Origin of the sequence: Dysgonomonas sp. HGC4, assembly GCF_001261715.1 — a bacterium.
Classification (GTDB): Bacteria; Bacteroidota; Bacteroidia; order Bacteroidales; family Dysgonomonadaceae; genus Dysgonomonas_A.
On record NZ_CVRU01000017.1, the window covers coordinates 45,319 to 67,606 of the forward strand.

The 22,288-nt window shown below is 36.3% G+C and carries 18 protein-coding genes; 13 read left to right on the forward strand and 5 right to left on the reverse strand.

Annotation, left to right across the window (positions count from 1 at the left end; translation table 11 throughout):
- Positions 1-23: 23 nt before the first annotated feature.
- Positions 24-845, reverse strand: coding sequence for an RsiV family protein (locus HGC4_RS01475; RefSeq protein WP_050708340.1), 822 nt, complete (start codon positions 843-845; stop codon positions 24-26).
- Positions 846-984: 139 nt separating this feature from the next.
- Here HGC4_RS01475 and HGC4_RS18785 point away from each other — a divergent pair, with 139 nt between their 5' ends.
- The 12 genes from HGC4_RS18785 to HGC4_RS01530 all read left to right on the forward strand — a co-directional run bounded on the left by HGC4_RS18785 (position 985) and on the right by HGC4_RS01530 (position 12,229).
- A complete protein-coding gene (locus HGC4_RS18785) occupies positions 985-1,152 on the forward strand; it encodes a hypothetical protein (RefSeq protein ID WP_185099934.1) in 168 nt (55 codons plus the stop codon).
- 188 nt (positions 1,153-1,340) lie between these two features.
- Entirely contained in the window at positions 1,341-1,991 is a 651-nt protein-coding gene (gene rpe / locus HGC4_RS01480) for a ribulose-phosphate 3-epimerase (RefSeq protein ID WP_050708341.1), read from the forward strand.
- A gap of 31 nt (positions 1,992-2,022) precedes the next feature.
- The gene (locus HGC4_RS01485; protein ID WP_185099935.1) at positions 2,023-3,969 is read left to right on the forward strand and encodes a ComEC/Rec2 family competence protein; all 1,947 of its coding nucleotides are present in this window, start codon (positions 2,023-2,025) and stop codon (positions 3,967-3,969) included.
- Between the two features lie 118 nt (positions 3,970-4,087).
- Complete coding sequence (locus HGC4_RS01490; RefSeq protein ID WP_050708343.1) at positions 4,088-5,140, forward strand: DHH family phosphoesterase; 1,053 nt, start codon at positions 4,088-4,090, stop codon at positions 5,138-5,140.
- Positions 5,137-5,718, forward strand: a complete 582-nt coding sequence (locus tag HGC4_RS01495; protein WP_050708344.1) for a DUF4827 domain-containing protein — start codon at positions 5,137-5,139, stop codon at positions 5,716-5,718. The genes HGC4_RS01490 and HGC4_RS01495 overlap by 4 nt, the downstream gene beginning before the upstream one ends.
- 13 nt (positions 5,719-5,731) lie before the next feature.
- The gene (gene glmM / locus HGC4_RS01500) at positions 5,732-7,117 is read left to right on the forward strand and encodes a phosphoglucosamine mutase (RefSeq protein ID WP_050708345.1); all 1,386 of its coding nucleotides are present in this window, start codon (positions 5,732-5,734) and stop codon (positions 7,115-7,117) included.
- A gap of 184 nt (positions 7,118-7,301) precedes the next feature.
- Positions 7,302-8,138, forward strand: a complete 837-nt coding sequence (locus HGC4_RS01505; RefSeq protein ID WP_050708346.1) for a lysophospholipid acyltransferase family protein — start codon at positions 7,302-7,304, stop codon at positions 8,136-8,138.
- Between the two features lie 208 nt (positions 8,139-8,346).
- Entirely contained in the window at positions 8,347-9,621 is a 1,275-nt protein-coding gene (locus HGC4_RS01510; RefSeq protein WP_050708347.1) for a sigma-54 interaction domain-containing protein, read from the forward strand.
- Positions 9,618-10,124 carry an LptE family protein gene (locus HGC4_RS01515; protein ID WP_050708348.1) on the forward strand — a complete coding sequence of 169 codons (507 nt, stop codon included), beginning with the start codon at positions 9,618-9,620 and terminating at the stop codon, positions 10,122-10,124. The genes HGC4_RS01510 and HGC4_RS01515 overlap by 4 nt, the downstream gene beginning before the upstream one ends.
- 31 nt (positions 10,125-10,155) lie before the next feature.
- Positions 10,156-11,055: a hypothetical protein gene (locus tag HGC4_RS01520; RefSeq protein WP_050708349.1), complete on the forward strand. Its 900-nt coding sequence runs from the start codon at positions 10,156-10,158 to the stop codon at positions 11,053-11,055.
- Positions 11,056-11,060: 5 nt separating this feature from the next.
- A complete protein-coding gene (secG, locus tag HGC4_RS01525; protein WP_050708350.1) occupies positions 11,061-11,420 on the forward strand; it encodes a preprotein translocase subunit SecG in 360 nt (119 codons plus the stop codon).
- Between the two features lie 110 nt (positions 11,421-11,530).
- Entirely contained in the window at positions 11,531-12,229 is a 699-nt protein-coding gene (locus tag HGC4_RS01530) for a class I SAM-dependent methyltransferase (RefSeq protein ID WP_050708351.1), read from the forward strand.
- Between the two features lie 8 nt (positions 12,230-12,237).
- Here the strand turns inward: HGC4_RS01530 and HGC4_RS01535 are convergent, their stop codons facing one another.
- From HGC4_RS01535 to rlmH, 4 genes are all read right to left on the reverse strand, one after another.
- Entirely contained in the window at positions 12,238-13,029 is a 792-nt protein-coding gene (locus tag HGC4_RS01535; protein WP_050708352.1) for a TrmH family RNA methyltransferase, read from the reverse strand.
- 125 nt (positions 13,030-13,154) lie between these two features.
- Positions 13,155-15,074 (reverse strand): choice-of-anchor J domain-containing protein, encoded by a 1,920-nt coding sequence (locus HGC4_RS01540; protein WP_157258064.1) that lies wholly within the window; start codon positions 15,072-15,074, stop codon positions 13,155-13,157.
- A gap of 19 nt (positions 15,075-15,093) precedes the next feature.
- The gene (locus HGC4_RS01545; protein ID WP_050708369.1) at positions 15,094-17,739 is read right to left on the reverse strand and encodes a TonB-dependent receptor; all 2,646 of its coding nucleotides are present in this window, start codon (positions 17,737-17,739) and stop codon (positions 15,094-15,096) included.
- Positions 17,740-18,114: 375 nt separating this feature from the next.
- Complete coding sequence (gene rlmH, locus HGC4_RS01550) at positions 18,115-18,588, reverse strand: 23S rRNA (pseudouridine(1915)-N(3))-methyltransferase RlmH (RefSeq protein ID WP_050708354.1); 474 nt, start codon at positions 18,586-18,588, stop codon at positions 18,115-18,117.
- 459 nt (positions 18,589-19,047) lie between these two features.
- On the opposite strand from rlmH, the gene HGC4_RS01555 reads away from it, so the two are divergent.
- Complete coding sequence (locus tag HGC4_RS01555; RefSeq protein ID WP_050708355.1) at positions 19,048-22,260, forward strand: SusC/RagA family TonB-linked outer membrane protein; 3,213 nt, start codon at positions 19,048-19,050, stop codon at positions 22,258-22,260.
- The last annotated feature ends 28 nt before the right edge of the window (positions 22,261-22,288 follow it).

The following is a 22,288-nucleotide window of genomic DNA, read 5'->3' on the forward strand; positions in this document are numbered from 1 at the left end:
ACGTGGCTTGCAGCGAGCTAAATTTATTTTGTTTTTTCTTTAGTCTTTAAATCCAATATAGTCAAGTATTCATTAGTAAGAAGCTCCTTGATCTTAGCGTATGGTAAGCTTACTTCTACTAGACCATCTGAATAAGGCGCTACTTCGTAACTGTTATAAACATATACAATTCCTCGGTTGTCGAAGTAGAAGTTTACACTGGGTACTATTGCTTCGGGTTCAAGCAATGTAATAGTGTCACCCTGCGAATTTAAAGTTTTGGCTAACTCATCTTTGATGTATTGAGTTATTTTTTCCTTTGATCCGCTTTTGAAGAGTTTATCTTCTTTTATAATAGAGCCGTTTCGAGTATCAATATTATAGTAAGAAATATATTGAGAGCCATGTGCACCTCCCATATATTCGTTTGTTTCGGTTCTGGCTGTTATTGTAATATCTGTGGTGTCGAATACCGATGTTATTACATTTTTGTAATAGTCAGAGAGGTCGCTTTTATCCCTTGTAGCCAACTTGGCTATATCTATACTCTCTTGGATAGATCTCTCGGTGAGCGTATCAAAGGCGCTTTGTGGTGTGAGATTTTTATAATCGTCACCCGCAAAAGCGGTTGCAAATTGAGATTGTATAATTGTAAGAAGCGAGTCATTCCCCACTTTTGATGGGTAGTTGAATTCGAAACTAAGTTTTATACCTCCTTTTGTAGAATCGTTATCCAGGAATATTTTTTTCTCAAGACTTAACTTGTCAAATTTCCATTTTTCGCTGACAGGAGCGTCAGGTTGTGTTTTTTTACAAGAGGTGATCGCAATAATTACTAATAAAAGAGCTAAGCTTATTTTTTTCATGATTGAGATGTTTTATGTTTTATTAAGAACAAATGTAAGATAAAAACGTAATCTATACATAATAAGTTCAATTAAGTAACGTTTATAAAGAGTAATTAGTAATAAGGGAATCAAAAAGTAATAAAATTGGGGAAAGCCTATGGATGAAAAATCTACACAAGTAACGGGCGATGAAAAGTTAGTGGAAATGTTGGAGAATAAAAAAGGACCATCAGAAGAAACTTTGAATTTTTTGAGAATGTTTGCGCATAGCTATTATGCGGAACCATCGTTGCCGGAATCACTCAACGCTACATGTTTAAATTAAAACAGTAGCTAAGAAACAGAAGCTAGCAGTCTTTCCTCTAAATGCAGGAAAGACTGTTTTTTTATTATCTTTGCTTATATAAGATAGATAAGTAATTAAAAAGTATTTAATAAACTGTTTATAGCTATAACAGGCTATGGTTTTTATACTTAACAAAACATTAAACAGGTCTGAGGCCTAATTGCATTATGAGTCATAAAATATCACCCTCACTTCTTTCTGCGGATTTTCTGAATCTTCAAAAAGATATTGAAATGTTAAATAATAGTGAAGCCGATTGGTTACATTGCGATGTAATGGATGGTGTATTTGTTCCTAATATCTCCTTTGGATTTCCCGTTTTAGAGCGAGTTAAAGAGATCGCGAAAAAGCCTTTGGATGTACATTTGATGATTGTACAACCTGAGAAGTTTATTCAGCAGGTAAAAGATATAAATGCATATATGATGACTGTTCATTATGAAGCATGTACGCATCTTCATCGTACAGTTGGTGCAATACATGAAGCAGGAATGAAGGCCGGAGTAACGCTTAACCCTCATACACCGGTTGAACTTTTAGAGGCTATTCTAGAAGATATTGATATGGTTTTGATTATGTCAGTAAATCCTGGGTTTGGCGGACAGAAGTTTATCGAACGTTCGTTGTCTAAAGTATCACGTCTTCGAAAAATGATTAATGAGCGTAATCTTTCCACTTTGATAGAAGTGGATGGAGGAGTAAATCTTGAAACTGGAAAACGTTTACTTGATGCGGGAGCCGATGTTCTTGTTGCAGGTAATGCGGTATTTTCTGCACCGGATCCTACTCAAATGATTCATCAATTGAAGAATTTATAAGACTTGTTTCTGAGGTTGAGGTATGGATAAAATGATGAAATCACCGTTTTTCCGATTGTTGTTACCTCTACTCTTAGGTATTGTAATTCAATATTATTATCATATAGGGAAATGGAGTATAATTCCGATAGTTTTAGGACTTGGAATTATGCTCTATTCTTATTTTGTACCCCAAGTCAAAAGGCTAAGTTCTCAATTTGTATTTGGTTATGGTGTTTATATGATATTGTTGGGCATAGGAATAACTTCTACTATGTTGAGGCAGCAAATATCAGCTTTTACTTTTCCTGAAGTTAGTGAATCTTACACTGCTACTATTGTTGATCTACCTCAGAAAAAGCCCCGATCATATGCCTATAAAGTAAAGCTAAAAGATTCAGGTAAACTTATTGTGTGTTATTTTTCGGAAGATAATCTTCCTGAAAATCTCAAAGTAGGGGATACTTTTACTTTCTTTTCTCAAGTACAGCCTTTCAAAAGTAGGGGTAATCCTGATGAGTTTAATTATGCTCGTTACATGTATAATAAAGGATATTCGGGGATGACTTTTGTCAGATCCGATAGATGGGAAAAAGAAGAGGGCTCTTCTAATAGCTTATTTATTAAAGCAACGCAATGTCGCCAATACATTCTTAGTATATATGAATCGCTCGACTTGACGATTGATGAATATGCGATGCTTTCTGCTCTTACATTGGGATACACGGATGCCTTGTCGGATGAAGTCATCGAATCATTTAGAGCTACCGGTGTTGCACATATTTTAGCTGTAAGTGGTATGCACGTGATGATTATCTTTACAGTCATTACTTCATTATTGGGTTTTATTTCGCGACATTCTAAATACCATTGGCTAAAGCAGGTAATTATTATCTTGCTTTTGTGGATGTATGTCTTTGTGATTGGTTTTCCACCCTCGGCTCTTCGGGCTTGTATTATGCTTACCGTGTTTTGTGTCGCTTCTATCCGAAAGGTAAGGAGTTATTCGTATAATACACTTTTCGTAACAGCTTTTTTGATGCTCGTATGGAATCCTCTCTGGCTTTTCGATATGGGATTTCAACTGAGCTTTCTTGCAGTATTATCAATGCTCTTCTTTATGCCCATATTCTCTAAAATAATACCAGTTAGAAATAAGTATCTAAGATACTTCCGAGATATATTTAATGTTTCGTTATCTGTGCAATTGGGAGTATTTCCTCTATGTTTATACTATTTCGGAACTTTTCCTGTGTATTTCTTTATAACCAATCTCATTATTATACCTCTCATAACACTTGCTATTTATGATGCAGTTCTTGTTTTGTTCTTATCTATAATAGGGCTTTTTAATACTTCTGTGGCTAGTTTTCTGTGTTATCTGCCGATTCAATTCTTCAAATTATTAGTAAAGGGTACTACTGCTGTTGCTTCATTCTTTGAGCATTTACCTTTTGCTTCGTTGCAGGGGTTAAAGCCGTCTTTTATAGGTCTGATTTTGTTATGGATTATAGTTATATCAATGAGCTACTTTTTAGTAAAGAGAAAATCAAAAGCCTTGATTACATCTTTGATCTGTGTTTTAGTCCTTATAGGTTTAGGAATCAAGCGTACTATTGATGATAAGAATACGTTAGTTGTATATAATAGAGCAAAATCAACACAAATAATATATCATATTGGATATTCAGCAGAAGAGATAACCGGTGTAGACGGTCATCAACTTATATGTTTGAATGGATTGAAATATTTGATAGTCTCAAAAGATACATGGAAAAATAAGGTGTCTTCTCAAAAAATGAGGGTGGATTACCTGCATCTGGTCGAAAATAATTCTTTGTCTTTATATTCTCTGAATCAGGTGTTTGCTTTTGATAAGGTTATATTGGATAGTTCCTTATCTGAGAAAACTTTAAAAAGATTTGTGTTAGAATGTGAAAAATTACGAATTCCGTATTACGATGTAAGTAATAATGGAGTTTTACGGATATTTTTTTAGTATTTTTGCACAATTGTGTTTTAACTAAGGCCGTAGGCTATTTGCTATTTTAATAAGTATAGCAAACACAGTTTGTTGTAGTAGAATTTAAGTAGCAAAATATATCACTTTACTTGCAATGTTTACAAAAATAATAGATCAGGATAAGATAACTAAAGTAGCGGATTTAATTGATAAGGCAGACAAGGCTATCATCGTGACACATGTTTCGCCGGATGGAGATGCTATCGGCTCTTCTTTAGGGTTATATCATTATCTGATCGATCAGGGATTGGATGCAACCATAATAGTGCCTAACGAATTTCCTTATTTCCTGAAATGGCTTAAAGGGGCAAAGGATATTCTTATTTATGAGAAATATTCAGAGTTCGCAGAAAAACTGATTAGTGAAACTGACCTTATCTTCTGTTTAGACTTTAATGTTTTGAGCCGTATCAAAAATGTAGGAGTTGCTGTTGAGGCTTCTAAGGCGAAGAAAGTATTAGTGGATCATCATCCATATCCATCAGAATTTAGTGATGTATGTATCTCTCATCCAGAGATTTCATCAACCAGCGAATTGGTCTTTAGACTGATATGTCGTATGGGCGATTTTGAAATGATGAGCAGAGATTCGGCAGAGGCTATTTATATGGGAATGATGACCGATACGGGTGCATTTACGTATAACTCGAATGATGCGCAGATATATTATATTATAGCACAGCTTCTGAATAAAGGAATAGATAAAGATTACATTTATTCTAAAGTCTATCATAGTTATACAGCCGATCGCTATCGTATGATGGGGCATATGCTGTCGGAACGGATGAAGATTTATGAAGAGTACGGTGCCGGATTAATATGGTTAGATAATGAAGATCAAAAGCGATTTAATTCTCAAAAAGGAGATACCGAAGGCTTTGCCAATCTTCCGTTAAATATAAAAGGAGTAACTTTCGCCGTTTTTTTACGTGAAGATGATGATATGATTAAAGTCTCGCTTCGTTCGCAAGGAGATTTTCCCTGTAATACATTTGCTTCACAGTGTTTCAATGGTGGAGGACATTTAAATGCATCAGGTGGTGAATTTTTTGGTTCATTAGTGGAGGCGATAGATCTTTTTGAACGTACTTTGCCAGAATATGCTGATTTGTTGATAAATAATAAGAATAATCTAGAGAAAAAATGAAAAAAGTACTAGGTCTGGTTTGCTTTGTTATTGGATTGTGTATTGCATTTGGGGCTTGTAGTAGCACTGAGACATACGCAGATAAATTAAAAAAGGAACGTAAAAATATTGCCCGTTTCATTAACGAAAATAATATAACTGTTAGAAGTGACTATCCTGCTAGTGGGGTTTTTGCCGAAAATGAGTTTTTTAGAGATCCTGCTACAGGTGTTTATATCCATGTGATTGATTCGGGTAATGGTGTTAGAGCAAACGCCGCTAAGCGTTCAGTTATAAATGTAAGATGTAACGATGCTCTTTTGTTGCCTTCGGATACTGTTGCCGGAAATAATATCGCTGGATTTCAACCTATACAATTCACTTATGGTATAGTTGCTACTTATACAGGTGTGAATAGTGCAAATATGCATGACTATGTTTTATTATCGGCAGGTATTGTTGCACCTCTAAAGTTTGTAGGAGAGAATGCAAGGGTTAGTCTAATTGTTCCTTTTGCTCAGGGTTCTACTTATCAGGGCTCTAGTTTTCAGGCATTGTACTATCCAATGTTACATTATACGAGAATTATTAACAACTAATCTATAGGTTATTATGGCATTAATTAAATCAATATCAGGTATCAGAGGTACCATTGGCGGATATGCTGGTGAAGGACTGAATCCTCTTGATGCTGTTAAATTTGTGTCGGCTTATGCCACTTTTATTCGGAAAAACACAACAGCTACTAGCAATAAAATAGTAGTTGGCAGAGATGCTCGTATTTCGGGAGCTATGATGGAGCAAGTCGTTGTAGGTACGCTTATGGGAATAGGCTTTGATGTTGTAAACATAGGGTTGGCAACCACTCCTACAACAGAATTGGCTACTGCAATGGAAGGTGCTTGTGGTGGGATTATTCTTACAGCAAGTCACAATCCACGACAATGGAATGCTTTGAAGCTTCTTAATCAAAATGGAGAGTTCCTTAATGCTGAAGAAGGTGCTGAAGTGCTGCGCATTGCTGAAGCTGAGGAATTTGTTTTTGCAGATGTTGATCATTTGGGGAAAATAACCCAAAAAGACTATACGGATGCACATATTAAGGCAGTGCTCGATCTAAAATTGGTAGATGTTGCTGCAATTAAAGCTGCTAACTTTAAAGTAGCTATAGATTGTGTTAACTCGGTTGGAGGAATAGTTGTGCCTAAGCTTCTTAAAGCTTTAGGTGTAAATGATATAGTAGAGCTCAACTGTGAGCCTACAGGTGATTTCGCTCATAATCCTGAGCCTCTGGCTGAAAACTTGACTGAAATATCGGGTTTGATGAAGTCAGGAAAAGCGGATATTGGTATCGTTGTAGATCCTGATGTTGACCGTTTGGCATTAGTGGATGAAAAAGGTGAAATGTTTGGCGAAGAATATACTTTAGTTGCTGTTGCCGATTATGTGTTGAAGCATACTCCGGGTAATACGGTATCCAATTTAAGTTCAAGTCGCGCATTGCGTGATGTAACCAATCGCTATGGTATGCAGTATAATGCAGCCGCAGTGGGAGAAGTGAACGTAACTACAAAGATGAAAGAAACCAATGCTGTTATTGGTGGAGAAGGTAATGGAGGGGTTATATATCCTACTAGCCATTATGGACGTGACTCTTTAGTAGGTATTGCATTGTTTTTAACTCATTTGGCTCACGAGAAGAAAACGGTAAGCGAGTTGCGTGCAACTTATCCCGAATACTATATTGCAAAACAAAAAATAGAGTTAACTCCCGAAATTGATGTTGATGCCATATTGAAAGCTGTGAAAGAGAAGTTTTCGTCTTATGATGTAACTGATATTGATGGGGTGAAAATTGATTTCCCTGATAAATGGGTGCATTTGCGTAAGTCGAATACCGAACCGATTATTCGTATTTATTCAGAGGCTTCAACAATGGAGGATGCTGAATTTGCTGGTGCTGAAATTATTGAAATTATAAAATCGTTAGCGAAATAGACTTTCGATAAAGTAAATAGAATCGGCTTGTATCATTACAAAAATGATACAGGTCGATTTTTCCGTCTGAAAAGACAGGCATATTATTACAAATACTTACTCACTCCATAAGTTTTTAATGTTATATTTCGGATGTAAAAGGAGTATTGAATGAAACTTGCAGAAACATAATAGGTTAAATTAGATGAAGGAGAAACTAATCAGTGTCGACGAAATTCGCAACATACATCCTATCTTTAGAGGACGCTTTGGGAATATTCTTATTAAGATAGCGATGAGCCTTACAGGTTTAAATAAGGTTAATCGAATTTATGACACATCTAAGCAATATGAAGGTGTTGATTTTTGCAATCATCTTTTAAAAGATGTCGGTGTAAATATAGTAGTTGAGAATCCCGAAGTCTTGAATCAATTTGAGGGGCAGGCATTTATTACTGTATCTAACCATGCGTATGGACATATTGATGGAATTACAGCAATTGATGTGGTCGGCTCTATACGACCAGACTACAAGATGATGGTTAATTTCATTTTAGGGATGATAGATACTATGTCGATGCACTTTATTGCGGTTAATCCTTATCAGAGTGGAAAGCTTGCTAGTAAGTCAAGTCTCGATGGTGTAAAGCAATGTATAAGCCATATAAAAGGAGGTCATCCACTCGGTTTTTTTCCCGCAGGTGCAGTATCAAAGACTAAGATAAGAAAAGGTAAAATGATTGTTAGAGATAGAGAATGGCAACCATCGGTTATAAAGCTGATTAAGGGATCTAAAGTTCCTGTTGTACCTATGTATTTTAGTGGGAAGAATTCTTGGTTTTTCAACATTCTTGATCTTATTGATTGGCGATTACGTAGTTTGCGCTTAGGGCATGAGGTATATAATAAGAAAGGAAAAACAATTCGTGTTGTTTTTGGAGAACCCATTATGCCGGATGAAATAGCTAAGCATACCGATCTAGAGGAGCTTGGTAACTTTCTAAAGGATAAAACTTATGCTTTGGCTAAAGACGGAGAATAAATATAAAGAGTCAAATGTTTTTATTTTTTATATAGAAATATAAGGTGATACTCTGATGAAACAGGAATGGATTATCATCTGTGATGTTTTCCGATAAATATTCTGCCTTATTTAAAGAAGCTTCTTTTTAGGAGGTTCGTTTGTTTGAGATCAAATTAAATATGTAAATTTGTCAGTATAGCTGACAAAGCACTTATAATTATACGATATGGCAAAACCCGATATGCAACAGGTAAAGCAACGATTTGGAATTATAGGCAATAGTCCCGATTTGAACAGAGCTATTGATATAGCTTTGCAGGTTGCGCCCACAGATATGTCTGTGTTGGTGACAGGAGAGAGTGGAGTCGGAAAGGAAAGTTTCCCGCAGATTATCCATCAGTTTAGTCGCCGTAAGCATGGTACTTATATCGCAGTAAACTGTGGCTCTATTCCGGAAGGAACAATCGATTCAGAGTTATTCGGGCATGAGAAAGGTTCTTTTACAGGAGCTACAGGCGAACGTAAGGGATACTTTGAAGTTGCCAATGGAGGAACTCTATTTCTGGATGAGGTAGGGGAGCTTCCTTTATCTACTCAGGCTCGTTTGTTACGTGTTCTGGAAAGTGGAGAGTATATGAAAGTAGGCTCTTCGAAAGTGGAGAAAACCGATGTGCGAGTAGTTGCTGCAACCAATCTGGATATGGTGACAGCTACGGCAAACGGAAGGTTTCGCGAAGATTTATATTATCGTTTAAATACTGTTCCGATTCGTGTACCAGCATTACGAGAGCGTAAGGATGATATTCCTCTACTATTCAGGAAATTTGCGAGCGAATGTGCCGAAAAATATCAAATGCCATCTATTGCTTTAACTGCTGATGCACGCGAAGTTTTGAAGAATTACAGATGGCCGGGAAATGTGCGTCAACTAAAAAATATAACAGAACAAATTTCCATTATCGAACAGGTGAGAGAAATTGGCTCTGATATATTAAAACAATATCTTCCTGCAAACGAAGTAGGTATCGTACCCATAGGGACTATCAATGCAGGCGGAACTGATAATAAGTTGTTTAATAGCGAGCGTGAAATTCTCTATCAAGTGCTTTTTGATATGAGAAAAGATATGAATGAATTAAAGAAGGTTGTGCATGATCTGATTGCCGGTAAAGATTCTTCTCATTTAGGAAGTGAATCGGTAATTCCTACATCATCTGCATTTACTGTGATTGATAAAGATACAAATACGAACATAACAGTTCCCGTTAAATATAATGAGAATCCATCTGTAGCCTCTCTTCCTATATCGAAAGATGCAGAGGATATAGACTCCAACGATTATGAAGAGGAAGCTGTTTCGCTTCAGGATGTGGAGAAGGATATGATTAAAAAAGCTCTAGAGCGCCATAGTGGAAAACGTAAATATGCGGCTCAGGATTTAAAAATATCGGAGCGTACATTGTATCGAAAAATCAAAGAATACAATTTAGAGAATTTATGAGAAAACTGATTTCTTGCTTATTAATATTAGTAGTTGCTGTATCGTGTCGTATTTCGTATCAGTTTAATGGTGCATCGATTGATTATAGTAAGATAAAGACTTTAGAAATTAAAGATTTTCAGAATCAAGCCAGACTAGTATATCCTCAGTTGTCACAAGAGTTTAGTGAGCATATGAGAGATGTGTTTCTTCGAAATACAAAACTTCAGTTAGTTACAAACAGAGTTGCTGACCTTGAGATAGAAGGAGAGATTATAGGTTATGATCTTATGCCTTTGGCCGTTCAGGATGGTCAATTTGCATCGCAAACGCGTTTGACGATGACCGTAAGAATGCGTTTTCATAATAACGTAAATCCTCAAGAGGATAAAGAGGAAACTTTCTCTGCTTATCAGAATTTCGATAGTAATAAGATGTTGACGGACATAGAGGCCGAGCTGGTAGAAGAATTGAATAAGGAGATTGTAGACCAGATATTTAATGCGACAATGGCAAATTGGTAATATATATAATACCTGAAAATACGAGAAGGCTATGAATATAAAGGATTTTTATGAATTGGTTGAATTGAAGAAAGAGCCAGATGCTTCTATGCTTCTTAAATTACAACTATTGACGAAAAAATACCCGTTTTTTCAAGCTGGATTATATACTTATATAAAGTGTTTGCATGTTTGCGAATCGGATAGTTTTTCCTCGGAACTAAATAGATTAGCTCCTTTTGTAATGGATAGGAAGGCGCTGTTTTATTATGTAATGAGTGCCGAATATAAAGAATTTCAGAAACAAACGGGGCATACCCTATCCGAGAGCCGTACCAATGTGCTAATAAGCGCATTTTTTGAGACTCTGGATAACGTGGATGAACAACGAGAACTGGAGCATGCTATAATAAATTCGAGTATGGCTTCTCTTGATTACTTTTCATATCTCGAGTCCTCTGAAGATACAGCACTTGATGAGAAGGTTAATGTTGATAGTATCCCTTCGTTTTCGATAGAGGATATAGATATTCATAATAAAGGAACGGAAGAGGCTATTGTATCTGATGATATAGAGACAGAACTTGAAATTGTAGAGGAACTTGAATCTTTTGAAGATACTGTTCAACTGAAGCATCAGAGTATTATTGATAGCTTTATGACTAAAGCTCAGGATAAAGAAAGCCTGCGAATCACTTTTGATCCATCAATCGAAGATAATTTATATGATGGAGACGATGTGCCTTTACAGGATGAAACAGAGGAGGAATTGGATGATGATTTCTTTTTTACGCAAACTCTTGCTAATATTTATATTAAACAGAAGAAATATAACCGTGCATATGAAATTATTAAGCGTTTGAGCTTGAATTATCCCGAAAAAAATATTTACTTTGCAGACCAATTATCATTTTTAGAAAAAGTAATAAAAAATTCGAATAAAAATAAATAAAAGATATGGAAATTGTTCTTTCTATTTTGACCATTATAGTGTCTATTGTTTTGGTCTTGGTTGTTTTAGTTCAAAAATCAAAAGGTGGAGGTTTATCTTCTAATTTTTCATCGTCTAACCAATTTATGGGAGCTCCTAAAACAGCTGACGTTTTGGAAAAAACTACATGGGTTTTGGCTGGAACAGTTATTCTTTTAAGTATGGTAAGTACAAAAGTGATAACTAGCAATACTCAAAATAGACAACCACTTCAGATAGCAGCACCAGTTGATAATACTGAAACTCCTGATATGCAATCGCCACAACCAACAGCGGTTCCTCAATTGCCACAAGCGCCAGAGTCAACTCCAGAGCCAGCTAATTAATTTTAGTCTAAGCTAATAAGAGTCCTTAAATATATAAAGAGAAAAGCTTCGTAACTGTTGCTTTTCTCTTCTTTTTTGTTTGTAGTTGAGCGATTTAAAAAAAGGAAGATATGAGTAATTTTAGTGAAACTAATGAAGATAGTAAACAGCGCTGGGAAACTAATGCTGATTATTGGGATTCAGTCATGGGGCAGCAATCTAACTATTTTCATTGCAATATAGTACGACCATCAGTAGAAAAACTATTAGATAGTAAAGAAAATGATCTGATTTTGGATATTGCTTGCGGTAATGGTAATTTTTCTGAGCGGTTAGCCCAATCTGGAGCTTCTGTTATTGCTTTTGATTATAGTGAAAAGCTCATTGCTCATGCTAAGAAAAGACGCGCTGATTGGTTGTCTAAAATTAGCTTTCATGTTTGTGATGCAACTGACTATTCTCAACTATTATCATTAAGGGGAAAGCGACCTTTTGATAAGGCTGTTTCTAATATGGCAATAATGGATATCTCTGATATAGAACCATTACTAAAAGCTGTTTACGAAATGTTGAAAACAGGAGGTGTATTTGTTTTTGCTACACATCATCCTTGTTTCGAAAGACCTGAAGGGAGGTATATGACAGCTTATGCTCACGAAGATATTGCAATAGAAGGGCAGCCTGTATTGCATTACTATTATCACAGACCTTTAAATGACTTACTGCGACAATGTTTCGAAGTGGGATTTGTAATGGATGGTTTTATAGAAGAGGTGGATAAGAATAAAGAATACCCGATCATTGCTATTGTTAGATTACGTAAAATATAAGTAATAGATTAAAAACCTCGTTGTCGCATAGCCTCGAAGGTTATAACTGCCGTAGAGACTGATACATTCAGGGAGTCAATTTTACCCCTCATCGGAATTTTAATCCTACGATCAGCATTATTCAGCCAGAAGGAAGTGAGTCCATCAGCTTCTGTTCCCATAACAATTGCAGAAGGTTGTGTGTAGTTTTCTTCGTGATACCAATTTGATGCTTGTAATTCGGCTGCAAACGATTTGATCTTGTTCGCTTTTAGCCATATTAGAGCCTCGTCAGAGGAGCAAATGGCAGTGGGTACGGTAAAGATACATCCTACACTCGATCTTATTGCATTGGGATTATATATATCTGTCAATGGGTCACAAATAATTACTGCATCTACTTGCGCTGCATCAGCACTTCTAAGTATAGCCCCTAAGTTTCCGGGTTTTTCTACAGCCTCGAGTATAATAATAAAAGGATTGTCGTTCAGCTTAAGGTCTGATAAAGTATGAGACTTTGGTTTAACTAGTGTAATGAGTCCATCCGAGCCTTCACGGTAAGCTATTTTCTCAAATACTTGTTCCGATACCTCATATTTAATATCATCACTGATAGTATTCAAAACTTGTGGATAGTCTGTTTTATCAAATAATTCAGGACAAATAAATACCGAATCTATTACGTAACCCACAGAAAGTGCGAGGGTAAGTTCTCGTGCGCCTTCTAATATAAAAAGGTTCTGAGCTTTGCGTTCTTTAGCTTTACTCAGTTTTACTATATTTTTTATACGATTATTTTGCAGACTAGTAATTCGTTCCATAACTAAAATAAATGAGTTGCAAAGGAATATAAATTTCTCGACCTATCCGAATAAAATAAGAAAAACAAAAGAGCTTGCCTTTTCGGGCAAGCTCTTTAAGTATATAGTGATTGAATTAGCTTTTCTTATTCAGCTTTCTCAATAGTTCCGTATTCAGATACTCTTTGGATATATTTCCATTCTTTATTTCCTACACATTGAAGAGTGTATGTCCAGTTTTCGTTAGAGTTATTACTCGAAGGATTCGAATAGATAAGTCCTGTGACTTCTGCCATTTGATCAATTCCATTTACCTGAGGTTGCGCATCAGGGTATTTAAGTGTAAGAATTAACTGCATAGCTTCAATAGTACGTTGGTCCATAAACGCAACTTTCTCCTGAATGGTTCCCGATGCTGGATATGCAGGATCTATAGATCTGTCCTTATCGCGATAGGTTATATTACCATAGTTAGCATTGAAACCGTAATAAAATTCAGAATCCCCGTAACTACTTACTAATGCTGGATTTGCTATTGCTTGATGAGCTGCTACATAATTTACTACCATCATATAACCATCTGTTGGTTCTTTTCCCTTTTTCAAAAGGAAATGAAGAGTAGGATCGAATACCCATCCTTGGTTCGAAAGAAGGAACTGATCTGTTATTGTAAGAACGAAAGTATTGGCAGACCATGTTCCTTTAGAAAATATATATTCATCGGCATAACATGCGGTTGCAGATGTTTTGTATACAACTGTTTTAGTGAATCCTTCTTGTGCAAAAGGAAATTTAAGTCTCAGGAATGCAGGTAAGAAGTTGGGTGCTTGTGCTGTAGTTAAGAACTTCAGACCCATAGCATCATAATCTGCTGGCTGAAGGCTAACTACCGAGTCGGCAGCCGATTGCCATTTAGCATTTCTGTACTTGTAAGCTGTATATTGTAATTCTTTGTTTTTTACATCTATGCCCATTATCTCATCAAAGGCTCTTACATTATCTAATTGATAAGTTGTAGTTTTCTTTGGAGTTGAAGTATCATCTCCCGAATATTTGAATGAGATATGAACTTTCTTGCCCTTGTATGCTTTCAAATCTAAGGTACCCGCACTTGCCCATGTAGTGTAACCACTAGCAGGTTGAGGTATGGTAAAGCTGCTTGTAACATCTTTCCATGTTGCAGCTGTTATATTAGATTCTTTTCCATCAAAATTGTCAGAAACCTCTATTGATAAACAGCTGGCAGTAAAATTACCAACAACAATGTCGAATGTAAATTTAGGGCTATTCATTCCTGTCAAATCAATAACTTTGGTGATTAATCTAACATCATTAATTGCTTTAGTATTGTAAGACGAAACTTGAGCATAATTATTGTTAGAATATGTTCTGTTTTGCCAGCCAATAGAGCCTTTCAGGTCTTTATTAATCCAACCGTCGATAGCTACTAATACTCCCGATCCGGCATGGCTATCAAAATCTTCTTCGAAAATTTTACTTTCTACGATAGTTGTTACTGGTTCTTCTGCTGAATAATAATACTCTACATTTTTGAACATTCCTTCTTTAGGAGAAGCTACATTCTTTGTTAGAATTACAGGTATCGATTTTTCAGGAGATTTGCTAGGTGTAAAAGCTGTTACAAAATTATCACCCCAGATTAGTTTGTAATCGCTCTCTGTAACTACATAAGGAGCAGTAGATAGGTTGGTCACAACTTTGTTTCGTCCTTCTTTGAAATCGTAAGTCACTTTTACCGACGATTTAACGTCTGCCGAGTAGTACCTCGCTGCTAGCAAATAGGGCATAAGTAGTTTTGCATCAGCTGCTTCAGAAAACATCTTATCAGCATTCAGAATTTTTGCGGTTGCCGAATCTTTTGCATTCTTATTCGCATTTAATGCCTTTACAATGGTGGCAATATCTTCCGCTGCAAACGTATAGTTTTCTTGCAATACATTTTTAGGTCTCGAAAGCTCGTCGAATCCGTCGAATCGATCGTTATAATCACAAGATGAAAATATACCTGTGAGTATTATTACCAATAATAATATATATTTATTCATTTTCATTTTCTATTTCCGATTAAAAATTCACTTTCAAGGTAGTAGTATATGTTCTTCCAAAACCATACATCACAGCAACCTGTGTCCAGTCATTGTGAGTTCCCGGATTTCTAGGATTTAAATCTCTGGAATCTGAAATGTATACCTGATTTAAAGCGTTATTCACATTACCCATCAAATTGGCATCGAAAGGTCCCATCTTGAATCGGTAATTTGCTCGTAAGTCCAATAATCCTACATCTGGCACTTTAAAAGGAGTATAGTATTTATATGTTCCGCCAATATCGGGAACTTCTATTGCATAATCAGCGTAGTTATTAGCCAAGAATGTAAAGTCTGCTCCAACAGTAAGACCATCTAATAATTTGTAGCTTGCTCCTGCAGCAAAAGTTGTTTGAGCAGAGTTACCTACTTTAACACCTTTCATGTCAATTGTGATCGGAAGTTGCTCTTCAGGAGTAATTACATTCTTTCCATCACTTGGTTGTCCATATGCGTCATAAACTAACCCCGAAGCTTTACTATCCCATATCCAATCTCCAAGAGATACCATACCGGTTAGTTCCAGATTATGTGTTGGTTTAAACACCATATCAAGTTCTATACCTTGGTGACGTGCATCAAGTCCTCCTAGATTGACAAATGCATTCTGATCATTACCAAACGATCTAACAGAAGTTCTGTCCATCCATTTTGTGTAATACACGTTCAGGTTAGCAGTGAAGATTTTAGAGCGATATCCGTATCCAACCTCTGCCGAGAATAATTTTTCGTTGATCGCGTTCTTATTTACAGCATTGCTGGTATGTATAGATGTAAAATAACCACCACTCATAAATGGAGCACGAGATACATATCCTGTATTAAAGAATACGTTATGTTCTTCGCTTATGTTGTAGTTGGCTCCTCCTTTGATGTTGAATCCAAGGAAGCTTTTTACTTCCGATTTCTGATTTCCTTTGCTGTAATAGAATCTGTCAACTTTCCAATAAGTGTTGTTTGATACAGATCCAGAGATAAATACACTTAATGCATCTTTGTTATATTCTGCTTGAGAGAATACTCCTTCTTGAACAACATATCCTGTGTTATCACGATAGACAACATCTCCAACTTTTAATTTATCATATTTATTTACAGTGCTGTTGGGATCCTTGATATTGGCACGAGCAGGGTCAATGTAAAATTGTCCTCCCATCAAATCAACAATCTTACCATCGTGCAAACCTGCATAATAACGTAGGTCTATACCTCCGTAAAAATTAATTTCGTCGGTAAGTTGACTTGTATAAGTTGAGATTAAACCTGTCCAGATATGGTTGTTACGAGATTCAGTTAATATAGCTTGTGAGCCATTCACATTCTCAGAGTTATCTTTTTGTAGTTTGGTGTAATCCATATAACCGGTAAGCGGATTACGGTAAGCATGGTTTAATGTCCCTGTTGCTGTTGTTGTTCCATAAAGGTTCGAATATACAGCAGAATTACCTCTCCATGCATTACCTGCTCCATCACCAATAGAAAGATAAAGTGCAGATGATAGGCTCGATTTTTCATTGATAGACCATGAGTGGTTCAATGAAATTTGAGGTTTGTGATAACGGTTGCGGTTAGCATTTACACGTTGTCCTTGAGCATCGAATCCGTAAGTTGGATTGAATTGGTATTTATCTTTTTGTTGTTGCCATTCTGTAATCAACATTTTGTCATTATTATAACGTTGATTGTGCCATTGAGGCGATCCGAAAGCAGTGAAAGACAATTGATGATCGGCATTTATTATCTTAGAGATATTAGCGTACCATGTATATGCTTCGAATTCCGAACCTACTACATAACCGTTACCCCAGTTCTTACCTCCAACAAAACTCATTGCCCATCCGTTTTTGCTAAGACCTGTTGATATGCTGAAAAGAACTTTGTTATATCCGTCATTACCTAAGCTATATAATACAGATCCTCCTTTTTGAGCATCGGTCGATTTAGTAAGGATATTAATCGTTCCTCCAACTGATGGTGCAGCTATTTTAGATGCTCCAAGACCACGTTGTACTTGCAACGAGCGTGTTACGTCTGAAAGCCCAGCCCAGTTAGACCAGTAAACGCCTCCCCATTCCATGTCATTAACAGGAACGCCATTTACCATTACGGCAATATTAGCTGATTCGAATCCACGTAGAGTAATACGCGAGTCTCCGTAACCTCCACCTTGTTTAGTGGCATATACCCCCGGTGTAGATTTCAAAATTTCAGGAAATTCCTGAGAGCTTAATTTAGCTTCCAGCATTTCAGGTTCAACTACCGACATTGCTACCGGAGTTTTACGTCTGATTGCAACAGAAGATGTAACCACCACGTCTCTAAGACCTATGGAGCTACTTTCTAATTCAACAGTACCTAAATCGCCTTTTGCATCTAGCTTTAGAGGACTGTATCCAACATAAGTGAATGTTACTTTACCTTGTAATGTTGAAACATTTAAACTGAACGATCCGTCAAGATCTGTTGATGTTCCAACTTTGGCTCCTTCAGAATACACCGATACGCCAATTAAGGGTTCTTTGGTGTCTTTATCGACTACTGTACCTTTTATCACATTTTGCGAAAAGGCCGAGATCGAACTAAATAAAATAGTGAAAAGCAGAAAAAGCAGTTTTCTCCTCATGATAAAATTTGATAGTTTAGGGATTATAAAAAGGAATAGATTTTCTTTACGCTGTAGGGGGGATAGCTGAGGCTTGAGTTGCTCAACTGTAAGGTTCTTATTATGTTTCCACAAGTAATTCATTCAGTAGAGATATAATGATGGGACTTGTGTTTATCCAGATTAGTTTGCAGGCAACAAGGCTTGTAGACTCGCAAAACTAGAGATCTAAACAATAAAAAAACGCATTTGTTGGAGAGATGGCTCCACATAACGATACAGATAACTTAAATGAGTAACAAAGGTAAGGTATTTTATAGTTAATCCTGAACAAATAATAAAATAATTACCCATACGCTAAAATAATTAACATTTCAAATGCTCGGAAATTGAGTCTTATTCGTGATGGTAAGGTTCGTTGTTTAGTATAGTCATTGCTCTGTAGAGTTGTTCTATAAAAACCAAGCGAATCATTTGGTGGGAAAAAGTCATCTTGGATAATGAAATTTTTTCGGAAGCTTTATCGTATATTTTTTCAGCAAAACCATAAGGTCCTCCTATGATAAATACAAGGCGTTTTGCAACTGTGTGAGTCTTCTTTTCTATGTACGAAGCAAATTGCATAGAGGAGAACTCCTTGCCACGCTCATCTAGTAATACAATATAGTCTCCTGCTTGTAAGTTCTTGATTATTAGTTCTCCCTCTTTCTCTTTTTGTTGATCTTCGGTAAGGCTTTTTGTGTTTTTGATGTCAGGTATTACTTGCATTTCGAAAGGGATATAGTGTCCTAATCTGTTTTCATATTCACGAATGGCATCCACAAAATATCCGGCATCAGTTTTACCTATAACAAGAAGACTTATTTTCATATAAAAGAGAATTTGAACACAAAAATAAGATTATTCCAGTGACTTTGTTTGGCTGTCATAGTATATTTTAGGAAAACTTTATTTTTTATTTTTTATATCATTGTGTCATTTTTTTTAATCTCTAAAAGTTCTCTTTTTTCTTTATTTTTTTACTCATTTGTGTTAATTAAATTATTGTTTGTTATTGTGTTGTGTGTAAATTGTTGATAGATTGTGATTTGTGTAGTTTTTGAGATGTTTTTGTCATAATGATATAATTTTTATTGAAATATTCCGTAATTTGTACTCGTTGACTTACGTAGTGATTTTTATTTCTTAATATAATTCAAACCATGATAAACACTTCTTAAAGCTATATTCTGTTAATCAGGAATATATTTCGGATAGCTATTACTTTATTTCTAATAACTCCGAAAATTTTGAAAAACAACGTGTAAATAAACTCTAACTTTTCATCTTATGATGCACAAATTTCAATTATCCCATCTTCATTTGGGAAAAAGTTTTCAACGGACCGCATTTGCAACCTTAGCATTATCCGTCTGTTGTTCAAGTAATCTTTTGTTTGCTTCATCGACTGCCCCTGTAAATTCTTATGAGGGTAGTCTGATAGTTGTTGAGCAGCAACAAGCAAAGACCATACAAGGTCTGATCGTTGATAAGACGGGAGAACCTTTGTCGGGTGTAACAATCACTGTAAAAGGGTCTACCAGTGGAACTATTTCAGATCTGGATGGTAAGTATTCTATCAATATTCCCGATCAGAATGCAATTCTTGTGTTTAGTTATCTAGGTTTCAGAACGCAAGAAGTTGCCGTTGCTGGAAAAACGACTGTCAATGTGACGTTGAATGAGGATAGCCAAGTCTTGGGAGAGGTTGTAGTAACAGCTCTTGGTATAAAACGACAAGCCCGATCTATTGGTTATTCAACCACACAAGTTTCGGGGTCGGACTTTACCGAGTCTCGTGATATTAATCTGGGAAATGCTTTGACCGGAAAAGTGGCAGGGGTAAGTGTATCCAATAATGCAACAGGGCCGGGTGGTAGTAGTCGTGTAGTAATTCGTGGTAATGCCTCATTAACCGGAAATAACCAACCTTTGTATGTTATAGATGGAATTCCGTTTGATAACAGTACACAGGGTAATTCGGGAACATGGGGTGGTGCCGAAATGGGCGACGGGCTATCTAATATTAATGCCGATGATATTGCCGATATTCAAGTGTTGAAAGGGGCTGCTGCATCTGCCTTGTACGGTTATCGAGGAGGTAATGGAGCAATTCTGATTACAACCAAATCGGGTTCGAAAGCTGTGGATGGAATAGGTATTGAGGTTAATAATAACTTAACTTTCAATTCTATTTATGACCATCGTGAATTTCAAAAAGTGTACGGACAAGGTACCCAAAATAATAGACCCATGTCGCAGACTGCTGCGATAGAATCATATTCGTCAAGTTGGGGAGAAAAAATGGATGGTGGTAAAGCCATCAACTTCCTTGGAAATGAATATGCATACAATCCTGTTGATAACTGGAAAAAGTTTTATAATACGGGTATTACAAATCAGACATCGGTAGCTTTAAGCGGAAAAGGTGGAGATAAAATAGTATATCGTATTGGTTTTTCTAATATTACGGATCAATCAATTATACCTAATTCAGGCTTGAGGCAACAAGGGATTAATATGAATACAACATATAATATAACCCCTAAATTACACCTTAATGTTACAGCGAACTATATTTTCGAAAAGGTTCGAAACAGAGCCAACCTTTCGGATGGTAATGCCAACGTAAATGCCACATTGCTTTATTTAGCAAACTCTTATGATGTAAGATGGTTGAAGCCTGCTGTTGATGCAGACCGTTCGGAATTGTTGCCTGGTAATAACGTATATTTCAATAATCCTTACTTCTTGACACATGAGCGTAGTAATTCTACCCGCCGCAATCGTTTGACTACCGGTGCAACTCTTAAGTATGATATAACCGATTGGTTGTATGCTCAAGGACAAGTAACTCGCGATGGATATATAATGGATTATCAGTTGATAATACCAACGGGGTCGGGAGCCGATCCAGGTGGTAAGATTGAGGAATGGGAAAGAAATTACTATGAGTTGAATGGTAATTACTTACTTGGATTTAATAAAAAAGTGGGTGAATCGTTTTCTATTAATGCTACATTTGGAGGGAATACACAAAGAACCGTAAATAAATCGTTCGGTACAGATGGTTCAATAGGTCCATTTATTATTCCTTTTTTCTATTCAGCTAATAATGTGGCAAACCGACCTTATACACAAACTTACTCCGAGTATCGTGTAAACTCGGTATATGGAACAGCTGATTTCGGGTTTAAAGATTATCTGTTCTTGAACTTTACAGGCCGTAACGACTGGTTCTCTACACTTAATCCTAATAACAACCACTATTTCTATCCATCGGTAAGTACCAGCTTTATGTTTAGTGAAGCTTTTAAATTGCCAGACTGGGTTTATTCAGGTAAAATCAGAACATCTTATGCAGAAGCGTCGAATGGAACTATTCCATATCAAAATTACTTAACGTATTCATTGGAGACATTCAAAATTCAAGGACAATCGGTAGGCAAGGTAACTAATCGTAATATTCCGAATGCGGATTTACGTCCTGTGAAAATTCAGGAATGGGAAGCAGGTCTGAATGTTCAATTCTTAAACAATCGCTTAGGTTTTGATATGGCTGTTTATAAAAAGAAAACAACAGACGATATTACAACAGTATCTACAAGCTATACTTCGGGCTATTATGGTGCTGTAATGAATATTGGAGAGATTCAAAATAAAGGGATCGAAGCTATGGTACATGCTGTACCCGTGAGAACGAAAGACTTTATGTGGAATACGTCTTTTAATATTGCTTACAACAATAGTGAAATTAAATATCTGGGAGGCGTTAAATCACTGTCGATAGATGGTGCACAGGCTCGTAACGGTACTGCTGTGGTTATGAATATTGTAGGAGACCCATATGGGCAAATTGTTGGGTACAAATACAAAACCAACGAGAATGGAGACAGAATATACGATAAAGATGGTTATGCAGTACGTAGCGATAACCAAGAAGTGCTAGGCAATGGTATCTTTAAAGTGACTGGAGGTTTCCGTAACGAATTTAGTTATAAAGACTTCTCTATGGCATTCTTGTTAGACTATAAATTTGGAGCTAAAATATTCTCAGGAACAAATCTCAATTTGTATTCCGCAGGTTTACAGAAAGAAACTCTGGGTGGACGCGAAGGTGGTTATGTTGGTAAGGGTGTTGTAAATACGGGAACAACAAGTAATCCTGTTTGGACTCCGAATACTAAAGCTGTGGATGCGCAATTGTATTGGAGACGAATTTCGTCAGAAAGTCCAATTGATGAGGAATTCGTATATGATGCAAGTTTTATCAAATTGAGGGAATTATCTATTGCTTATCGTGTGCCTCAATCTATGATTCGCGGTTCTTTCGTAAAAGCATTGAGCTTATCGTTGGTTGGTCGTAATATCTGGACACTATTGAAACATACTCCTAATATTGATCCTGAATCTGCTTATAATAACACAAATGGACAAGGTTTAGAATTGAATGGTTATCCACCAACAAGAAGCATTGGTTTTAATGTGAATGTGAAATTCTAAGAAACAAGAATAGCAGATTTTAAATGAA